General features: G+C 75.2%; 12 protein-coding genes. 2 read left to right on the forward strand and 10 right to left on the reverse strand.

From position 1 onward, the window contains the following. Nucleotides 1-33: 33 nt before the first annotated feature. The 5 genes from ICW24_RS13605 to ICW24_RS13625 all read right to left on the reverse strand — a co-directional run bounded on the left by ICW24_RS13605 (nucleotide 34) and on the right by ICW24_RS13625 (nucleotide 6979). Nucleotides 34-2682, reverse strand: a complete 2649-nt coding sequence (locus ICW24_RS13605; protein ID WP_226346266.1) for an AAA family ATPase — start codon at nucleotides 2680-2682, stop codon at nucleotides 34-36. Then, nucleotides 2679-3845, reverse strand: a complete 1167-nt coding sequence (locus ICW24_RS13610; protein ID WP_226346267.1) for a metallophosphoesterase family protein — start codon at nucleotides 3843-3845, stop codon at nucleotides 2679-2681. The genes ICW24_RS13605 and ICW24_RS13610 overlap by 4 nt, the downstream gene beginning before the upstream one ends. A gap of 122 nt (nucleotides 3846-3967) precedes the next feature. After that, nucleotides 3968-5308: a C40 family peptidase gene (locus tag ICW24_RS13615; RefSeq protein ID WP_226346268.1), complete on the reverse strand. Its 1341-nt coding sequence runs from the start codon at nucleotides 5306-5308 to the stop codon at nucleotides 3968-3970. Between the two features lie 221 nt (nucleotides 5309-5529). Next, the gene (locus ICW24_RS13620) at nucleotides 5530-6228 is read right to left on the reverse strand and encodes an iron-dependent transcriptional repressor DtxR (RefSeq protein WP_226346269.1); all 699 of its coding nucleotides are present in this window, start codon (nucleotides 6226-6228) and stop codon (nucleotides 5530-5532) included. A 73-nt stretch (nucleotides 6229-6301) separates the two neighbouring features. After that, complete coding sequence (locus ICW24_RS13625) at nucleotides 6302-6979, reverse strand: pyridoxine/pyridoxamine 5'-phosphate oxidase (protein ID WP_226346270.1); 678 nt, start codon at nucleotides 6977-6979, stop codon at nucleotides 6302-6304. 225 nt (nucleotides 6980-7204) lie between these two features. Here ICW24_RS13625 and ICW24_RS13630 point away from each other — a divergent pair, with 225 nt between their 5' ends. After that, nucleotides 7205-8332: a citrate synthase 2 gene (locus tag ICW24_RS13630; RefSeq protein WP_226346271.1), complete on the forward strand. Its 1128-nt coding sequence runs from the start codon at nucleotides 7205-7207 to the stop codon at nucleotides 8330-8332. After that, nucleotides 8329-9438, forward strand: a complete 1110-nt coding sequence (serC, locus tag ICW24_RS13635; protein ID WP_226346272.1) for a phosphoserine transaminase — start codon at nucleotides 8329-8331, stop codon at nucleotides 9436-9438. The genes ICW24_RS13630 and serC overlap by 4 nt, the downstream gene beginning before the upstream one ends. A 107-nt stretch (nucleotides 9439-9545) precedes the next feature. Here serC and ICW24_RS13640 read toward each other — a convergent pair whose 3' ends face one another. From ICW24_RS13640 to ICW24_RS13660, 5 genes are all read right to left on the reverse strand, one after another. Further along, nucleotides 9546-10829 (reverse strand): MFS transporter, encoded by a 1284-nt coding sequence (locus ICW24_RS13640; RefSeq protein ID WP_226346273.1) that lies wholly within the window; start codon nucleotides 10827-10829, stop codon nucleotides 9546-9548. Next, nucleotides 10826-11359, reverse strand: a complete 534-nt coding sequence (locus ICW24_RS13645; protein WP_226346274.1) for a MarR family winged helix-turn-helix transcriptional regulator — start codon at nucleotides 11357-11359, stop codon at nucleotides 10826-10828. Before ICW24_RS13645 ends, ICW24_RS13640 begins: the two co-directional genes overlap by 4 nt. Before the next feature lie 139 nt (nucleotides 11360-11498). Then, complete coding sequence (locus ICW24_RS13650; RefSeq protein ID WP_226346275.1) at nucleotides 11499-12989, reverse strand: NCS2 family permease; 1491 nt, start codon at nucleotides 12987-12989, stop codon at nucleotides 11499-11501. 147 nt (nucleotides 12990-13136) lie between these two features. After that, the gene (locus ICW24_RS13655) at nucleotides 13137-13877 is read right to left on the reverse strand and encodes a DUF3027 domain-containing protein (protein WP_226346276.1); all 741 of its coding nucleotides are present in this window, start codon (nucleotides 13875-13877) and stop codon (nucleotides 13137-13139) included. Nucleotides 13878-13879: 2 nt separating this feature from the next. After that, the gene (locus ICW24_RS13660) at nucleotides 13880-14278 is read right to left on the reverse strand and encodes a cold-shock protein (RefSeq protein ID WP_226346277.1); all 399 of its coding nucleotides are present in this window, start codon (nucleotides 14276-14278) and stop codon (nucleotides 13880-13882) included. Between the last annotated feature and the right edge of the window lie 55 nt (nucleotides 14279-14333).

A 14333-nucleotide genomic window follows, 5' to 3' on the forward strand; every position in this document is an offset into this window, starting at 1 on the left:
GGGCGACGGATCTCCCCCGCAGCGCGACCCGCCTCACAGGCGGACCACGTCGGCGTGACCGATGGCGGAGTACCGACCGGGCGTGCAGGTGAGGAGGACGACCTGGGCGCCGGGGTCGAGGCGGCCGAACGCCGCGCAGACGCGGCGCAGCTTGTCGGGGTCGGAGTAGCCGAGCGCGTCGTCGATGAGCACGGGCACGCCGTGCTCGGCGTCGACGACGCTCGCGCAGGCCAGGCGTGTGAGGATGGCGAGCTGCTCCTTGGCGCCGCTCGACAGGTGGGCGAACGGGACGGCGCGGCCGTCGACGGTGCGGCTCGTCACGGACAGGTCGTCGGCGACCTCGACGTCGAACGACGCGCCGTAGACGACGCGGCCCAGCCGGGTGATCGCATCGGTGAAGGGCCGCACGTAGGCGCGGCGGGCCGCGTCGGACTCGTCGCGCAGCAGCGTGCGTAGCAGCCGGGCCGCCTGGGCGTGCCGCGTCGTGGCCTCGAACAGCCGGGTGACGTGCGCATGTTCGGACCGGGCCGCGTCGAACGCCTCGCGCCGGCCCTGCCCGCCGGCGTGCTCGAGGCGTGCGGCGACCCGCAGCCGGTCGTCCTCCAGTTCCCGCCGCCGCCGCAGCACGCCCGGGACCTCGGCGCGCGCCGACTCGAGCTGGGTCCGCAGCGCGTCGACGTCGGCCTCGCGCACGCGCTGCTCGTGGCGGCCGGCCTCGCGTGACGCCTCCTCGGCCCGGGCTGCGGCGCTCTCGCGCGCGGACTCGAGGTCGGCGTCGGCGCACGCCTCGCGCGCCGCGGCCAGACGCGCGGACAGGCCGGCCGTCTCGGCGGCGACCGCCTCGGCGAGGCTCTCGGCGCGGGCGAGCTCGATGCGCGCCTCGTGCCCGGACTCCCGCGCCGCGTGGTGGGCGTCCCGCACCCGCTCGACCTCGTCGCGGGCCGCGTCGTGGGCCTCACGCGCCCGCGTCAGTCCGGCTTCGGGCGGCTCGGTCGGAGCGGTCGATTCGACGTCGTCGGCCCCCTCGGTGCTCTCTGCGTTCTCGGCGTTCTCGGCCGGCCGCTCGCGCAGTCGGTCGCGGGCGGCGGCGAGGTCGTCGCGGTTGTCGCCGGACAGGAGCGCCGCGAGGGCGTCTCGCGCGGAACGGACGTCCTCCTCGCGGTCGCGGCGCACGTCGTGGGCGGCGCGGGCGGCGTCGAGGGAGTCGACGCCCGCCCGGACCAGCGCGTCGTCGAGCGCCTCACGCGCCTGCGCCACCCCGGCGGCGAGCCGCGACGCCGCCTCGTCGGGGGCCAGCGCGATCTCGACCTCGCCGCCGACGACGAGGGTGACCGGCTCGCTGAGCGCCCGCTCCCACGGGGCGTCGAGTATAAGCGGCGACCCGTCGACCTCGACGACGGGGTGTCCGTCGAGCCGGCGCACGCTCACCCGAGCGCTGACGGCGTCCTCGCGGGCCCGGGCCACCGCGAGGTCGCGGGCCGCGTCCTCCACGCGCCGCAGGGCGGCGGCGTCGACGGGCGCCTCGTCGGCCGCGGCGCGGGCAGCGTGCAGGTCGGCGCTCGCGCGATCGATCCGGTCGAGCCGGGCCTCGACTTCCCGGAGCTCCTCGGCCTCGCGGGCGTGCTCGGCCCGGGCCCGGGCCGCGACCAGGTCGGCCCGCGTACGCGCCTCCGCCGCCACCGCCGCGTCGAGCTCGGCGGCGCGGCCCGCGGCGGCGGCGTCGTCGGGGGCGAGCCGTTCCCGCAGTTCGTCGAGCGTGGACCGGGCGCCGGCCAGGGCCAGTTCGCGCTCGGCGAGGTCGCGGACCGCCCGGGCCCGCTCCTGCGCACGCCCGATCGCGAGGTCGTGGTCGCGGCGGGCGTCGTCGTGGGCGCGCCGGGCCCGCTGCGCGGCCGCGACCACGTCCTCGACGTCGGCCCAGTGCGCCTCGACCTGGTCGAGGGCGGCCCGGGCGGCGGTCTCCTGGCGGGCGCACTCGGTGATCTCGGCCTGGAGCCGGGCGTGCCGGTCGACGTCCGCGGCCACCTCGTCGAGCCCGGCCTGCGCGGCGGCGACAGCGGCCTCCGCGCGCTCGAGCCGCTCGCCGAGCACCCGGTACTCGCCCGTGGGCTGCCCGCTCTTGGCGGTGAAGTAGCGCAGGTACACCTCCTCGGCGGCGGCGAGGATCGTGTCGCCCTCTCCCCCCGGCGCGTTCGCCGCACCTGCCGCGCGGTCGAGGGCCGCCGCCAGCGCCGGCGACCCCGACAGCTCCGCCGGGTCGAGGGGGCTCGCCTGCATGAGCCGGAGCGCCCGCCACAGGTGCAGGTCGGCCGTCTGCGCGAGCAGGGCGCGCACGCGCTCGTGTGCCACGTCGCCCACGAGCTGCTCGCGGGTCGGTGCCGTGACGTCGAGCTCGGTGAGGCTGCGGCGCAGCCAGCGCTTGCGATAGGTGAAGCGGTAGGGCCCGGTGGACATCTCGACCTCGACGAACGGGCCGACATCGCGCCCGATGGGCCGGGCCGCCCGGATCTCGGCCCGCCGGGAGGTGTCCTTGTGGTCGAGGAGCAGGTCGAGCGCCTCGATCATCGAGGTCTTGCCGACCTCGTTCGGCCCCTCGACGACGAGGATGCCGCGGTCGGGGAAGCGCAGCTCGCGATGCTCGATCCCCTTGAAGTCGCGGATCTCCATCCGGTGCAGCCTCATGCCGCGGGCCCCTTGGCGAGGCGATACAGCAGCGACAACGCGTCGCGCGCCGTCCCGGCCTCGTCGCCCGCCGACCCGGCGCCGGCGGGTCCGGGGCCGGCCGCGCCGCCGACCCCCGCCTGGGCGGCGAGCCGGTCGACGACGTGGTCGACGAACCCGCCGACCCCGAGGTCGGTCAGCTCGTCGCCGACGACGACGGCGATGTCGTCGTGGCTGCTCCACGTGATGCGCGCCGCGAACGCGTCGTCGTAGGCGTCGAGCAGCGTGTCCAGGCGTGCCTTGTCGGCGAGGGTGAGCGTGCCCTGCAGGGCGGTGCGGACGACGGTCCGGTCCTTGGGCGCGAGGGCGCCGAGCTCCTCGTCGAGGGCGTCGATGTCGGCCGCGCCCTCGACCTGCGCCTGCACCGACACGAACGACCACGTGCCCACGTGATGCGGGGTGAGCACCGGCGGGGCGCCCGCCGAGACGTCGACGACGAGCACGTCGCCCGGCTGCTCCTCCCGGAACGACGTGACCTCGGGCGAGCCCGAGTAGTGGACCGCCTCCCCCACACCCAGCCGGGTGTGTTTGTCGCCCAGGGCGACGTAGTGCACGACGCCGTCGGCGAGCGCCCGCTGCAGGCCCGCGAGCCCGATCGAGCGCACGGAGGACTCGTCGGGGTCGAGGACGTCGAGCGCACCGTGGCCCACGGCGATCCGCACGCCGTCGGCGGGACCGAGCCCGGCGAGCGCGTCGGCGAGGAGGTCGGACAGCGGCTCCTTCGAGAACCAGGGGGCGGCCACGAGCTCGACCCCCGGCGCGACCTCGTGGAGCCCCGGGGTGTCGAGGACCACGACGTTCTCGGGCCGCGCGGCCGCGAACACCCGCGAGGAGTACACGCTCACCGCGTCGAGCGGGTCGTGGTTGCCGGGCAGGAGATAGACGGGGACGTCGATGCTGCCCATGGCCTCGAGCGCCCGCCGGACGGTCTGGGTGGCCACGAGGCTCGACTCGAAGACGTCGCCGGCGACGACGACGAACTCGCACCCCTCCCGCCGCGCCACGTCGGCCACGGACCGGATCGCGTCGATGCGCGCTCCCGTGTACCGGGCCTGCGCCTCCCCCTCGAGGAAGTGACGGGTCATGCCGAGCTGCCAGTCGCTGGTGTGCAGGAACCGCACCACGTCACCCTCCCTTCCTCCGGCGCCGCGCCCCGCGGCTTCGTCGTCCTCGACGCTAATGCCCACCACCGACAGACTCGCGGAGGTCGGCCGGGTGGCGGCGCGCGCCCCCGCGCCATCCGCCCTCACCGCACCCGACCGTACGTGGCGTTCGGGGACCAGATTCGGTGCAGCCCGGTGTGTTTGCCGGTGCGCGGGGCGTCGTACATCTTCCCCTTGCCCGCGTAGATGCCGACGTGGTGGGCGGGCCGGCCGAAGAACACGAGGTCGCCGGGCCGGGGGTCGTTCGTCTTCTTCGCGAAGCGCTGCTGCGCGGCCGCCGTGCGGGGCAGCTCGACCCCCACGCGGCCGTACACGTGCTGGGTGAACCCCGAGCAGTCGAAGCCCTTCGTGCTCGTGCCGCCCCACCGGTAGCGGATACCCGACAGCCCCGCCGCGGTGGCCGTGGCCCGGTCCACCGCCCGCGCCGGCGTCGAAGGGTTGGCCCGCCGCGGCGTCTCCCGTCGCCGCTCGGTCCGGGACGGGCTCGCCCCGGGTGCCTTCGTCGTCGAGGGCTTCACGGCGGGCTTCGCGGGAGGCTCGGCAGAAGGCTTCGCAGACGGCGTCTCGGAGGGCTTCCCTGCGGGCCCCTCCGAGGGCACGACAGAGGGCTGCTCGGCGCCCGTCTGCGCGGACCCCGGGGCCGACCGCTGCGGCGGCGTCGGGGGTGCGTCCCCGTCGCCGTCCTCGGCCGTCTCGCCCGGCGCCGTGGGGGCCGGCGTGCTCGGCGTCCCCTCGTCCCCGCTCGCCGGGGTGGCGGGCACCGGCGACACCGGCGGCCCCGGCACGCTCGTGCCCGGCACGACCGGCGGCGGGGACGCAGGCCGTGTCGCGATGGAGGGCGGCGACACCGCCACCGCGGGGGACGGAGACCCTGCCGTCGCCTCGGGCAGCTGGATGACGACCACGAGGGTGTCGCCCGCCTGCGCCTGTGCGCCCTGGCGGGCCAGCGCCTCGACGACCGCCGCGGCGAGCCGGTCCCGATCCATCCCCGCGACCGGGGACGAGGCCGGCGCGGGGGCGGACGACGGCGCGGGCGGCGTCACGGCCGGGCTCCCCGACGACGCCACCGTCGGCCCCGCCGACGACGCGGGGGATGCCGCGTCCGACGACGTCGCGGGGCTCGTGGGCATCGGCGCCGGGAGGTCGGGCGTCGGTGCGCCCGGCGCGGCGTCCGATCCGTGCGCCTGCGGCCCGGCGGTCCGGGCGTCGTCGGTCGCGACCGGGAGCGGCCGGTCGGTGGCGAGGGCCGGGGCCGCGGCCGGAACGGTCAGGGCGGCGGCCACACCCGAGGCGAGCACCAGAGCGCCGGGGCCACGGGGCAGGCCGCGGGATGGGGTGCGGGGCAGGGCGCGATGCCGGCCCGGGGTCGAGCGGGGGACGACGGCGGAGGGTGCGAACGCCGTCGCCGAGGAGGAGGAGCCCATGGGTCTGCTTTCCGGCCTCGCCCGCGGTCACCCGCGCCCCGCCGCACCGCACGCAGGGGCGACGCCCGGGTGGCGGCGGGGGCGGCGAGCCACGAGGACGGTCGCCAGGCGACGACCCCTGCACGCTACGAACGTCGTGGGAGCCGGCCGATCCGTCGTGCACAGCCCCGCCGCACGGCGCGCATGCCGCCCCGGCCAGGACTCACGTGTGGACGAAACCCTCAGGCCCCCGTGGTGACGAAGAGGTGCGCCGCGAGATCGGGCGGCAGGTAGGCGGCGTCGGACTCGGCGGCGTCGGCGGCGCGGACCACGTAGGTCGTCCCGTCGCGGCGGACGACGAGCTCGGCCCCGGGCACGACACCCGCGGCGTGCACCCCGGCGAGGATGTCGGGCTCCCCCTGCAGCTCCTCACCGATGCGGCGCAGGACGACGCGCTCGCTCGAGGGGTCCTCCACGGACGTCAGGTGCATCGTGTCGCCCGGGGTGAACGGCAGTGACGTCTCGCCCAGCTCCTCCAGCCCCGGGATGGGGTTGCCGTAGGGGCTCAGCCCGTGCTCGGTGAGCATGGCGAGGATCTTGCGCTCCACCCGCTCGGACATGACGTGCTCCCACCGGCACGCCTCGTCGTGGACGTACTCGTACTCGAGGCCGATGACGTCGACGAGGAGGCGCTCGGCGAGCCGGTGCTTGCGCATGACGCGCACCGCTCGGGCCCGCCCCTCGGGCAGGAGGACGACGTGGCGGTCCTCCTGGACCTGGACGAGGTCGTCACGCTCCATGCGCGCCACCGTCTGCGAGACCGTGGGGCCGGAGTGCCCGAGCCGCTCGGCGATCCGGGCCCGCAGCAGCGGGATGCCCTCCTCCTCGAGCTCGAGGAAGGTCCGCAGGTACATCTCCGTGGTGTCGATCAGGTCCGTCACGCGCCCCAGTCTCGCACCACCGGCGCGCCGACCGCGCGTCCTGCCGCGGCGCACGACCCGCGCCGTCCCGCGCTCAGGGCTGCAGGCGTTCCGAGCGCCAGGCCTCCGGCGCGTCCAGGCCCCCTTCGCCCACCCGGGTGAAGCGCAACCGGTCGTGCAGACGGTCGGGCCGGCCCGACCAGAACTCGACCGACTCGCACGCGATGCGGTAGGCGACCCAGTCCTCGGGGGCCGGGACGTCGTCGGGGGACCCCGTGTCGGGCCATCGGGTCGCCTCCGCGGCGTAGGCCGCCTCGAGCTCGGCCCGCCCGGGCACCGGGTGCGACTGCCGCGACGCGCGGGCCGAGATGCGCGAGCCCCACGGACGGGTGCGCCAGTAGGCGTCGGCCGTCTCGGCGTCGATCACCTGGGCCCGCCCCCGGAATCGCACCGCCCGATACAGGGGTGTCCACGTGAGGGCGGCCGCGATGGTCCCCGTCCGCTCGATCTGCGCGGCCTTGGCCGAGTGGAGACTCGAGACGAACCCGGGCCCGGTCGGGTCGAAGAACCGCATGAGGACGACCCGGACGTCGGGCATGCCGTCGGCGTCGACCGTCGCGACGGCGAGCGCCGAGGGTTCGTGGATCCGGCCGTCGCGCGCGGCCTGCGCCGCGTCGTCCACCCACGTGCGCGCCAGCGCCCACGGCGCGCGCCCCGCGGTCTCCTCGTCGATGCCGATCCCCTCGTAGTCCCACCGGCGCACCTGTTCCATGCCACGACCCTAGGAGACGGGCGAACGGTCCCGTCGGCTCGCCCGCCGCTCACCGGTCGACGGCCGTGTTCACCACCCCCATCGGCGGACCGCCCGGGGCCGCCGGCGGGCGGCAGCCCGAGGGGACGACGTCGGACGCGACGCGCCGCCTGCAGGGTGACCGATTCGTCGCATTCGTCCCGGGTCGCCGGGATCATCCGCGTTCGGATGACGCACAATGGCGGCATGCCGTCGCCGCCGACCGTCGACCGCCTGGGGTCAGGGCCTTACGAGGCCGCCCCCCGGGCCTTCTCGACGCGCATCGCCGAGGCCGACCCCGCCTCCGACACGCTGCGCTACCGGGGCGTGGCCCTGCGCGACCTCGTCGGGACGGTGCCGTACGCCCAGGTCTGGGGTCTGCTCGTCGACGACAGCTTCGCCACGCAGCTCCCGCCCGCGGAGATGTTCCCGCTGCCCGTGCGCACGGGTGACATCCGCGTCGACGTGCAGAGCGCCCTGGCGCAGCTCGCGCCGGTGTGGGGTTTCCGGCCCCTGCACGACGTGTCGGTCCCGGAGGCGCGCGACCAGCTCGCCCGCGCCTCGGTCCTCGCGCTGTCGTTCGTCGCGCAGTCGGCGCGCGGCCCGGACCTGCCGATCGTCCCGCAGCGGGTCGTCGACCGGTCCGACTCGATCGTCGAGCGCTTCCTCATCCGGTGGCGCGGCGAGGCCGACCCGCGCCACGCCGAGGCCATCGAGACGTACATGATCGCGGCGGCGGAGCACGGGTTCGGCCCCTCGACCCTGACCGCGCGGATGGTGGCCTCGACCGGCGCGGACGTGGCCGCCTGCCTGTCGGCCGCCGTGGGCGCGAGCAGCGGGCCCCTGCACGGCGGCGCCCCGGCCCGCGCCCTCTCGCTGCTCGAGGCCGCCGAACGCGACGGCGACCCCGATCGGTGCGTCGCCCGGGTCCTCGACTCCGGCTATCGCCTCATGGGCTTCGGCCACCGGATCTACCGGCGGGCCGACCCGCGGGCCGAGGTCGTGCGCGAGACCTGCCGTCGCCTCGAGGCCCCGCGCTACGAGCTCGCCCTCCGGGTCGAGGCGGCCGCCCGGGCCGCCCTGGCCCAGCGCCACCCCGACAAGCCGGTGCCGACCAACCTCGAGTTCTGGGGGGCGGTGCTGCTCGACGCCGCGCGGGTGCCGGCGTCGATGTACTCCGCCGTGTTCACGTGCGCCCGCGTCGCCGGCTGGTCGGCGCACATCCTCGAGCAGAAGGCAGCGGCACACGTCGTGCGCGGCCTCGCGCGCTACGAGGGCGCCGGCCCGCGGGGCTTGCTCGACGTCGTCGGCGGGCGCGAGATGATGGGGGTGTGACCCGCCTCCCCCTCGAGCTGCTCCCCCGCGACGGCCGGTTCGGTTCCGGCCCGAGCAAGGTCCGCCCCGAGCAGGTCTCGGATCTGCTCGCCCGCGCCGACTGGCTCGGCACCTCGCACCGGCAGGCGGGCGTCCGCGACGTCGTCGGGTCGCTGCGGGAGGGCCTGTCCGAGCTCTTCGACCTCCCCGACGGCTACGAGGTGGTCCTCGGCAACGGCGGGTCGACGACGTTCTGGGACGTCGCGACGTTCGGGCTCGTGCGACGCCGCGCCCACCACCTCGTCATCGGCGAGTTCAGCGGGAAGTTCGCGAAGGCCACGGCGGCCGCACCGTTCCTCGACGAGCCGGGCGTCACCCGCGCCGAGCCCGGCACGTGCGCCGACCTGCTCACCGACGACGACGCCGACGTCTACGCCTGGCCGCAGAACGAGACGTCCACCGGCGTCATGGTGCCCGTGCACCGGGTGCCCGGGGCGGCCGACGACGCGCTCATGGTGGTCGACGCCACCTCCGGCGCCGGGGGCCTGACCGTCGACATGTCGCAGGTCGACGCCTACTACTTCGCGCCGCAGAAGGCGTTCGCCTCCGACGGCGGATTGTGGTTCGCGATCCTCTCGCCGCGCGCCCTGGATCGGGTCGTGGAGCTGGCCGCGTCGGGCCGCTGGTGCCCCGCGTCGCTCGACCTGTCGATCGCGCTCGAGAACTCCCGCAAGAACCAGACGTACAACACGCCCGCCCTGGCCACGCTCGCGCTCATGGCCTCGCAGGTGCGTTGGCTCGGCGACCACGGCGGCCTCCCCTGGGCCACCGCGCGGTGCGCCGACTCGGCCTCCCGCCTCTACGACTGGGCGGAGCGGACCGCGTACACGTCGTGCTTCGTCGCCGACCCGGCCCACCGCTCGAACGTCGTCGGCACCGTCGACCTCGACGAGCGCATCGACGCCGCCCACGTGCGCGCACTGCTGCGCTCGGAGGGGATCGTCGACCTCGACCCGTACCGGACGTTGGGCCGCAACCAGATCCGGGTGGGCATGTTCCCGGCCGTGGATCCCGAGGACGTCTCCGCGCTCACCCGGTGCGTCGACGCCGTCGTCGCCTCGCTCTGACCCGGTCGCCGGCCGGCCGGGCGCTCAGCGGACGAACGGGGCGATGAGCACCACCGCGAGCATCGCGGCGAGCGCGACGAGGACGATGAGGCGGCGGGTCCTCGGGGTCATCGCGTCACCTCCGGCAACGGTGTGGGCGGCGGCCCGCTCACGAGCAGGTGCGGCGTACGCGCCCGACGGTAGCGCACCCGCAGACCCCGGTAGACCACGAGATAGACGAGCACGCCCACCAGCAGCAACGCGTCGGCGACCGAGCCCACGAGGATCGTCGCCCGGGCCCCCCAGTTCTCGCCGACCCACCCGATGAGCGGCGCCCCGAGCGGCGTGCCACCCATGAAGATCGCGAAGTACAGGGCCATGACGCGGCCGCGCATCTCCGGCGCGACGGCGAGCTGCACCATCGAGTTGGCCGTCGGCATGATCGTCATCGCGGTGAGCCCGACGGGCACGAGCAGGGCGGCGAAGGTCCAGTAGGACGGGGCGAAGGCCGCCGCGGTCGAGGCGAGCACGAACGCGGCGAGTCCGCCGACGACGACACGCAGGCGCGCCCGCTCCCGGCGGGCGACGAGCAGGGCGGCGGCGAGCGACCCCACGGCCATGATCGACCCGAGCAGACCGAACTCCCCCGGCCCCTGGTGGAAGACCGTCGTCGCCATGAGCGCCGTCGTCATCTGGAAGTTCATCGCGAACGTGCCGTGGACGAAGACGATGGCGAACACGAGCAGGACGTCGGGCCGGGCGAGCACGTAGGCGAGCCCCTCCCGCGCGCCACCGCCGCCGCGGCGCAGGGGCGCCGGCCGCAGGGTCCGCGCGTCCATCGCCCACAGGCAGGCGATGATCGCGACGAAGCTCGCCGCGTCGACGAGGAACACGCCCCCGGTGCCGACGAGCGCGATGAGAACCCCGGCGACGGCCGGCCCGATGAGTCGCGCCATGTTGAAGTTCGCGCTGTTGAGGCCGACCGCGTTGGTGAGCAGGTCGGGCCCGACGACCTCGGAGACGAACCCCTGCCGGGCCGGGGTGTCGATCGCGGCCGCCGACCCGAGCGCGAAGGTCAGCGCGTAGACGAGCGGCAGCGTCGCGGTGCCCGTGAGCACGAGCACGGCCGTCGTCAGCTGGATGATGGCCATCGCGCCCTGGGTCGCCGTGAGCACCCGCCGCTTCGGGAAACGGTCGGCGATCCCACCGGAGACGGGGGCGAAGAGCACCGCGGGCAGGAACTGCAGGGCGGTGCAGATGCCGAGGGCCGCCGCGGAGTGGTCGGTCAGCTCGGTGAGCACGAGCCAGCCCTGGGCGGTGCGCCCCATCCACGTGCCGACGTTGTTGACGAGCGCCCCGACGAAGAACAGGCGGTAGTTGCGCTCGACGAACGACCGGAAGGTGGGGCTCACGCGTCGGCCACCTTCGACAACACCGGGGCCGCCGCGGCGAGGAGGGCGATCTCGCGCTCGCAGAGGCCGGCGAGCCGCGCGCCCATCCACAGGTCGCGCCGGGCGCGCACGTCGGCGACGGCGGCGCGCCCCGCCTCCGTGATCGCGACGACGACCTGACGCCGGTCGAGGGCGTTCTCGAGCCGCTGCGCGAGGCCGGCGTCGACGAGGGAACCGACGGTGCGCGTCATGCTCGGGCCGCTGACGCGCTCGGTCTCGGCGAGGCGCGTGACGGGCAGGGGCCCCGACTCGAGCCGGGCGAGGACGCTGAACCGGTGGGGTGCGAGCGCGTCGGGGGCGCCCGGCCGACCGGACTGCTCGAAGCGCACGCGCCGGCTGATCCGCATGCACGCGAGGCGCACCTCGGCGGCCAGGGCCGCGACGTCGACCTCGCCGGTGCTGTCGGTACCGCCGGTGCTGTCGGTGCCGCCGACGTCGCCGACGCGCGAGCCGGTCGCGGTGGGGGTGGGCGCGTCCGGCGGCGTGGCCACGGTGACTCCAGGGGGTCGACTCGGCGGGTGCTTAGCTCAACTCCGTAGCTTAGCTCAGCATTCCGCGGGCCGCACGACGACGCCCCCGCCGCCGGGGAGGCGACGGGGGCGACGGAGGCGACAGAGGCGGCCCGGACGCTCAGGCGGCGCCGAGGAACGACTTGATCGGGTCGATCGCGAAGTACACGACGAAGAGCACCGCGATGAGCCACATGAGCGGGTGCAGCTCGCGGGCGCGGCCGCGGGCGATGCGGATGACGACGTACGTGACGAAGCCCGCGCCGATGCCGGCCGTGATGGAGTACGTGAACGGCATGAGCACGATGGTGAGGAACGCCGGGATGGCGATGTCCATGTCGTGCCAGTCGATGCCCGTGACCTGCTGCATCATGAGGAACCCGACGATGACGAGCGCCGGGGTGGCCGCCTCGTACGGGACGATCGCGACGAGCGGGGCGAGGAACGTCGCGAGCAGGAACAGGATGCCGGTGACCACGGAGGCGAACCCGGTCCGGGCGCCCTCGCCCACCCCGGAGGCCGACTCGATGTAGGCCGTGTTGCTCGACACGCTCGCGGCGCCGCCGGCCGCCGCGGCGAGGGAGTCGACGACGAGGATGCGCTGGGTGCGGGGCGGGTTGCCTTCATCGTCGAGCAGGTCGGCCTCCGCGCCGATGGCGACCATGGTGCCCATCGTGTCGAAGAAGTCGGCGAGCATGAGCGTGAAGACGAGCAGCGCGGCGGAGACGATGCCGATCTTCTCGAACGACCCGAGCAGGCTGAACTGCCCGACGAGTCCGAAGTCGGGCGGGTCGATGATGTCGCTCGGCAGGGCCGGGACGTTCAGGCCCCACCCCGTGGGGTTGACGACCTTTCCGGTCGCGTCGGTCTGGCTGCCGACCCCCACGATCGCCTCGACGACGATCGCGAGGATCGTGCCCCCGACGATGCCGTAGAGGATGGCGCCGCTGACGCGCTTGACCATCATGACGATGATCGCGAGCAGGACGATGACGAAGACGAGGCTGGGCCACCCGGCGAGGAAGCCGCCCGGGCCGAGCTGCACGGGCGTGGCCGGCGCCTTGCGCACGATGCCCGCGTCGAAGAGCCCGATGAGCGTGATGAACAGGCCGATGCCGACGCTGATCGCCGTCTTGAGCTGGGCGGGGATCGCGTGGAACACGGCCTGGCGGAAGCCGGTGAGCACGAGCAGCAGGATGATGATGCCCTCGAGGACGACGAGCCCCATCGCGTCGGCCCACGTCATCCGCGGCAGGCTGGCAATGCCGAACGCGACGAACGCGTTGAGCCCGAGCCCGGTCGCGAGCGCGAGCGGGAAGTTCGCGACGAGCCCCATGAGGATCGTCATGACGCCCGCGACGAGCGCCGTGCCGGAGGCGACGAGGGCGAGGTCCGGCTCGGTGCCGCCGCCGAGGAACCGGCCCGTGCCGTCCTGCACGGTGCCGATGATCAGGGGGTTGAGGACGACGATGTACGCCATCGTGAAGAAGGTCGCGACGCCGCCGCGGATCTCGCGGCCGATCGTCGAACCGCGCCGGCTGATGGAGAAGAAGCGGTCGACGCCGCTGCGACCGTCGGCGCGGGTGGTGGTAAGGGGGGGCGCGCTGCTCATGGGCGGAAGCCTAGAGGGGGCCGCGCGGCGGCCCGAGGGGCGCCCGAACGGCGGACAGCGGGCGCTCGCCCCGAGGCGACATGCGCGCCCGGCGTCCCGCCGCCGCGCGCGCAGAATCGCGTGGGCGGCGACGTCGGGCGGTCCGGCTCAGCCCGGGACGACGTCGTAGGCGAGGTCGTCGAGGAGCGGCTCGAGGACGACCTCCGGGCGCGGGGGCACGTCGGTCTCGCTGTGCGCGCCGCACCCGTGGTCGAGGCTGACGACCTTGCCGTCGGACGGCGACCATCCGTTTGCGCACACGCCGAAGACGGCGCGCAGCGCACCCGACAGCGGCAGGAAGTACCCGCACGTGGAGCACGGGGCCGCGGCCTGCTGGGCGACGTCGGCGTGGGGGCCGGCGTCCCCGTCGTACCAGCGCTGGGCGGCGACGTCGCGACCCTCCGCGGAGAGCACGCGGGTGCGGCCGAGGCCGAGCTCCCACTGCGCCATCGCGTCGACGTCCTCGTCGCCCGTGGCCTCGAAACCGGGCTCGAGGAGCGCGTCGTCCTCCTCGTAGGGCAGGACGTCGCCCGCCCCGACGTCGCCCGGTCGGAGGCGCTGGGTGTAGGGAAGCCACTCCGGCGAGAGCACGGAGTCGTCGGTGGGCAGCAGGTGCGTCTCGCTCACCGTGACGGCGCGCGAGCGCGGCGCCCGGGAGACGGTGACGGCCCAGCGCCAGCCGCGGTAGGCCCGCGCCGTGCACCGGAACGAGTGCGTCGCGACGCGCTCGCCCTCCATGACGACGCCGAGGTGGTCGCCGACCGTGCCGGGCTCGGCGATCTCGAGCGCGGCCGCCCGGGCCGCGTCGACCGCGTCGGCGAGGGTGAGGTCCTTCTTCAGGGTGGGCATCGTCAGGCTCCGTCGAGGTCGGAGGCCACGGCCCGCAGCACCGCCGCGACCTTGCCGGCGACCTTGGGGTCGGGGTAGTGGCCGCGACGCAGCTGCGTCGAGACGCCGTCGAGGAGCGTGATGAGGTCCTCGACGATGACGACCATCTCGTCGGTGGGCTTGCGGTGCTTGGCGTGCTGGGCCGCGGCGATGGACGGGGCGCGGTCGAGCACGCTGACCTGCATCGCCTGGGCGCCGCGGCGCCCCTGCGCCACGCCGAACTCGACCTTGGTGCCGGCCTTGAGCGTGGCCACGCCCGCGGGCAGCGCGTTGGCGTGCAGGAACACGTCGCCTCCCGCGTCGTCGGAGAGGAACCCGAAGCCCTTCTCCGCGTCGTACCACTTCACCTTGCCAGTGGGCACCTGCGCACACCTTCCCCGCCGCTCGAGGCGGCCGCCGTCATCGTTCGTCGTGGGC

It is taken from the genome of Agilicoccus flavus (assembly GCF_014857905.1).
Classification (GTDB): domain Bacteria; phylum Actinomycetota; class Actinomycetes; order Actinomycetales; family Dermatophilaceae; genus Agilicoccus; species Agilicoccus flavus.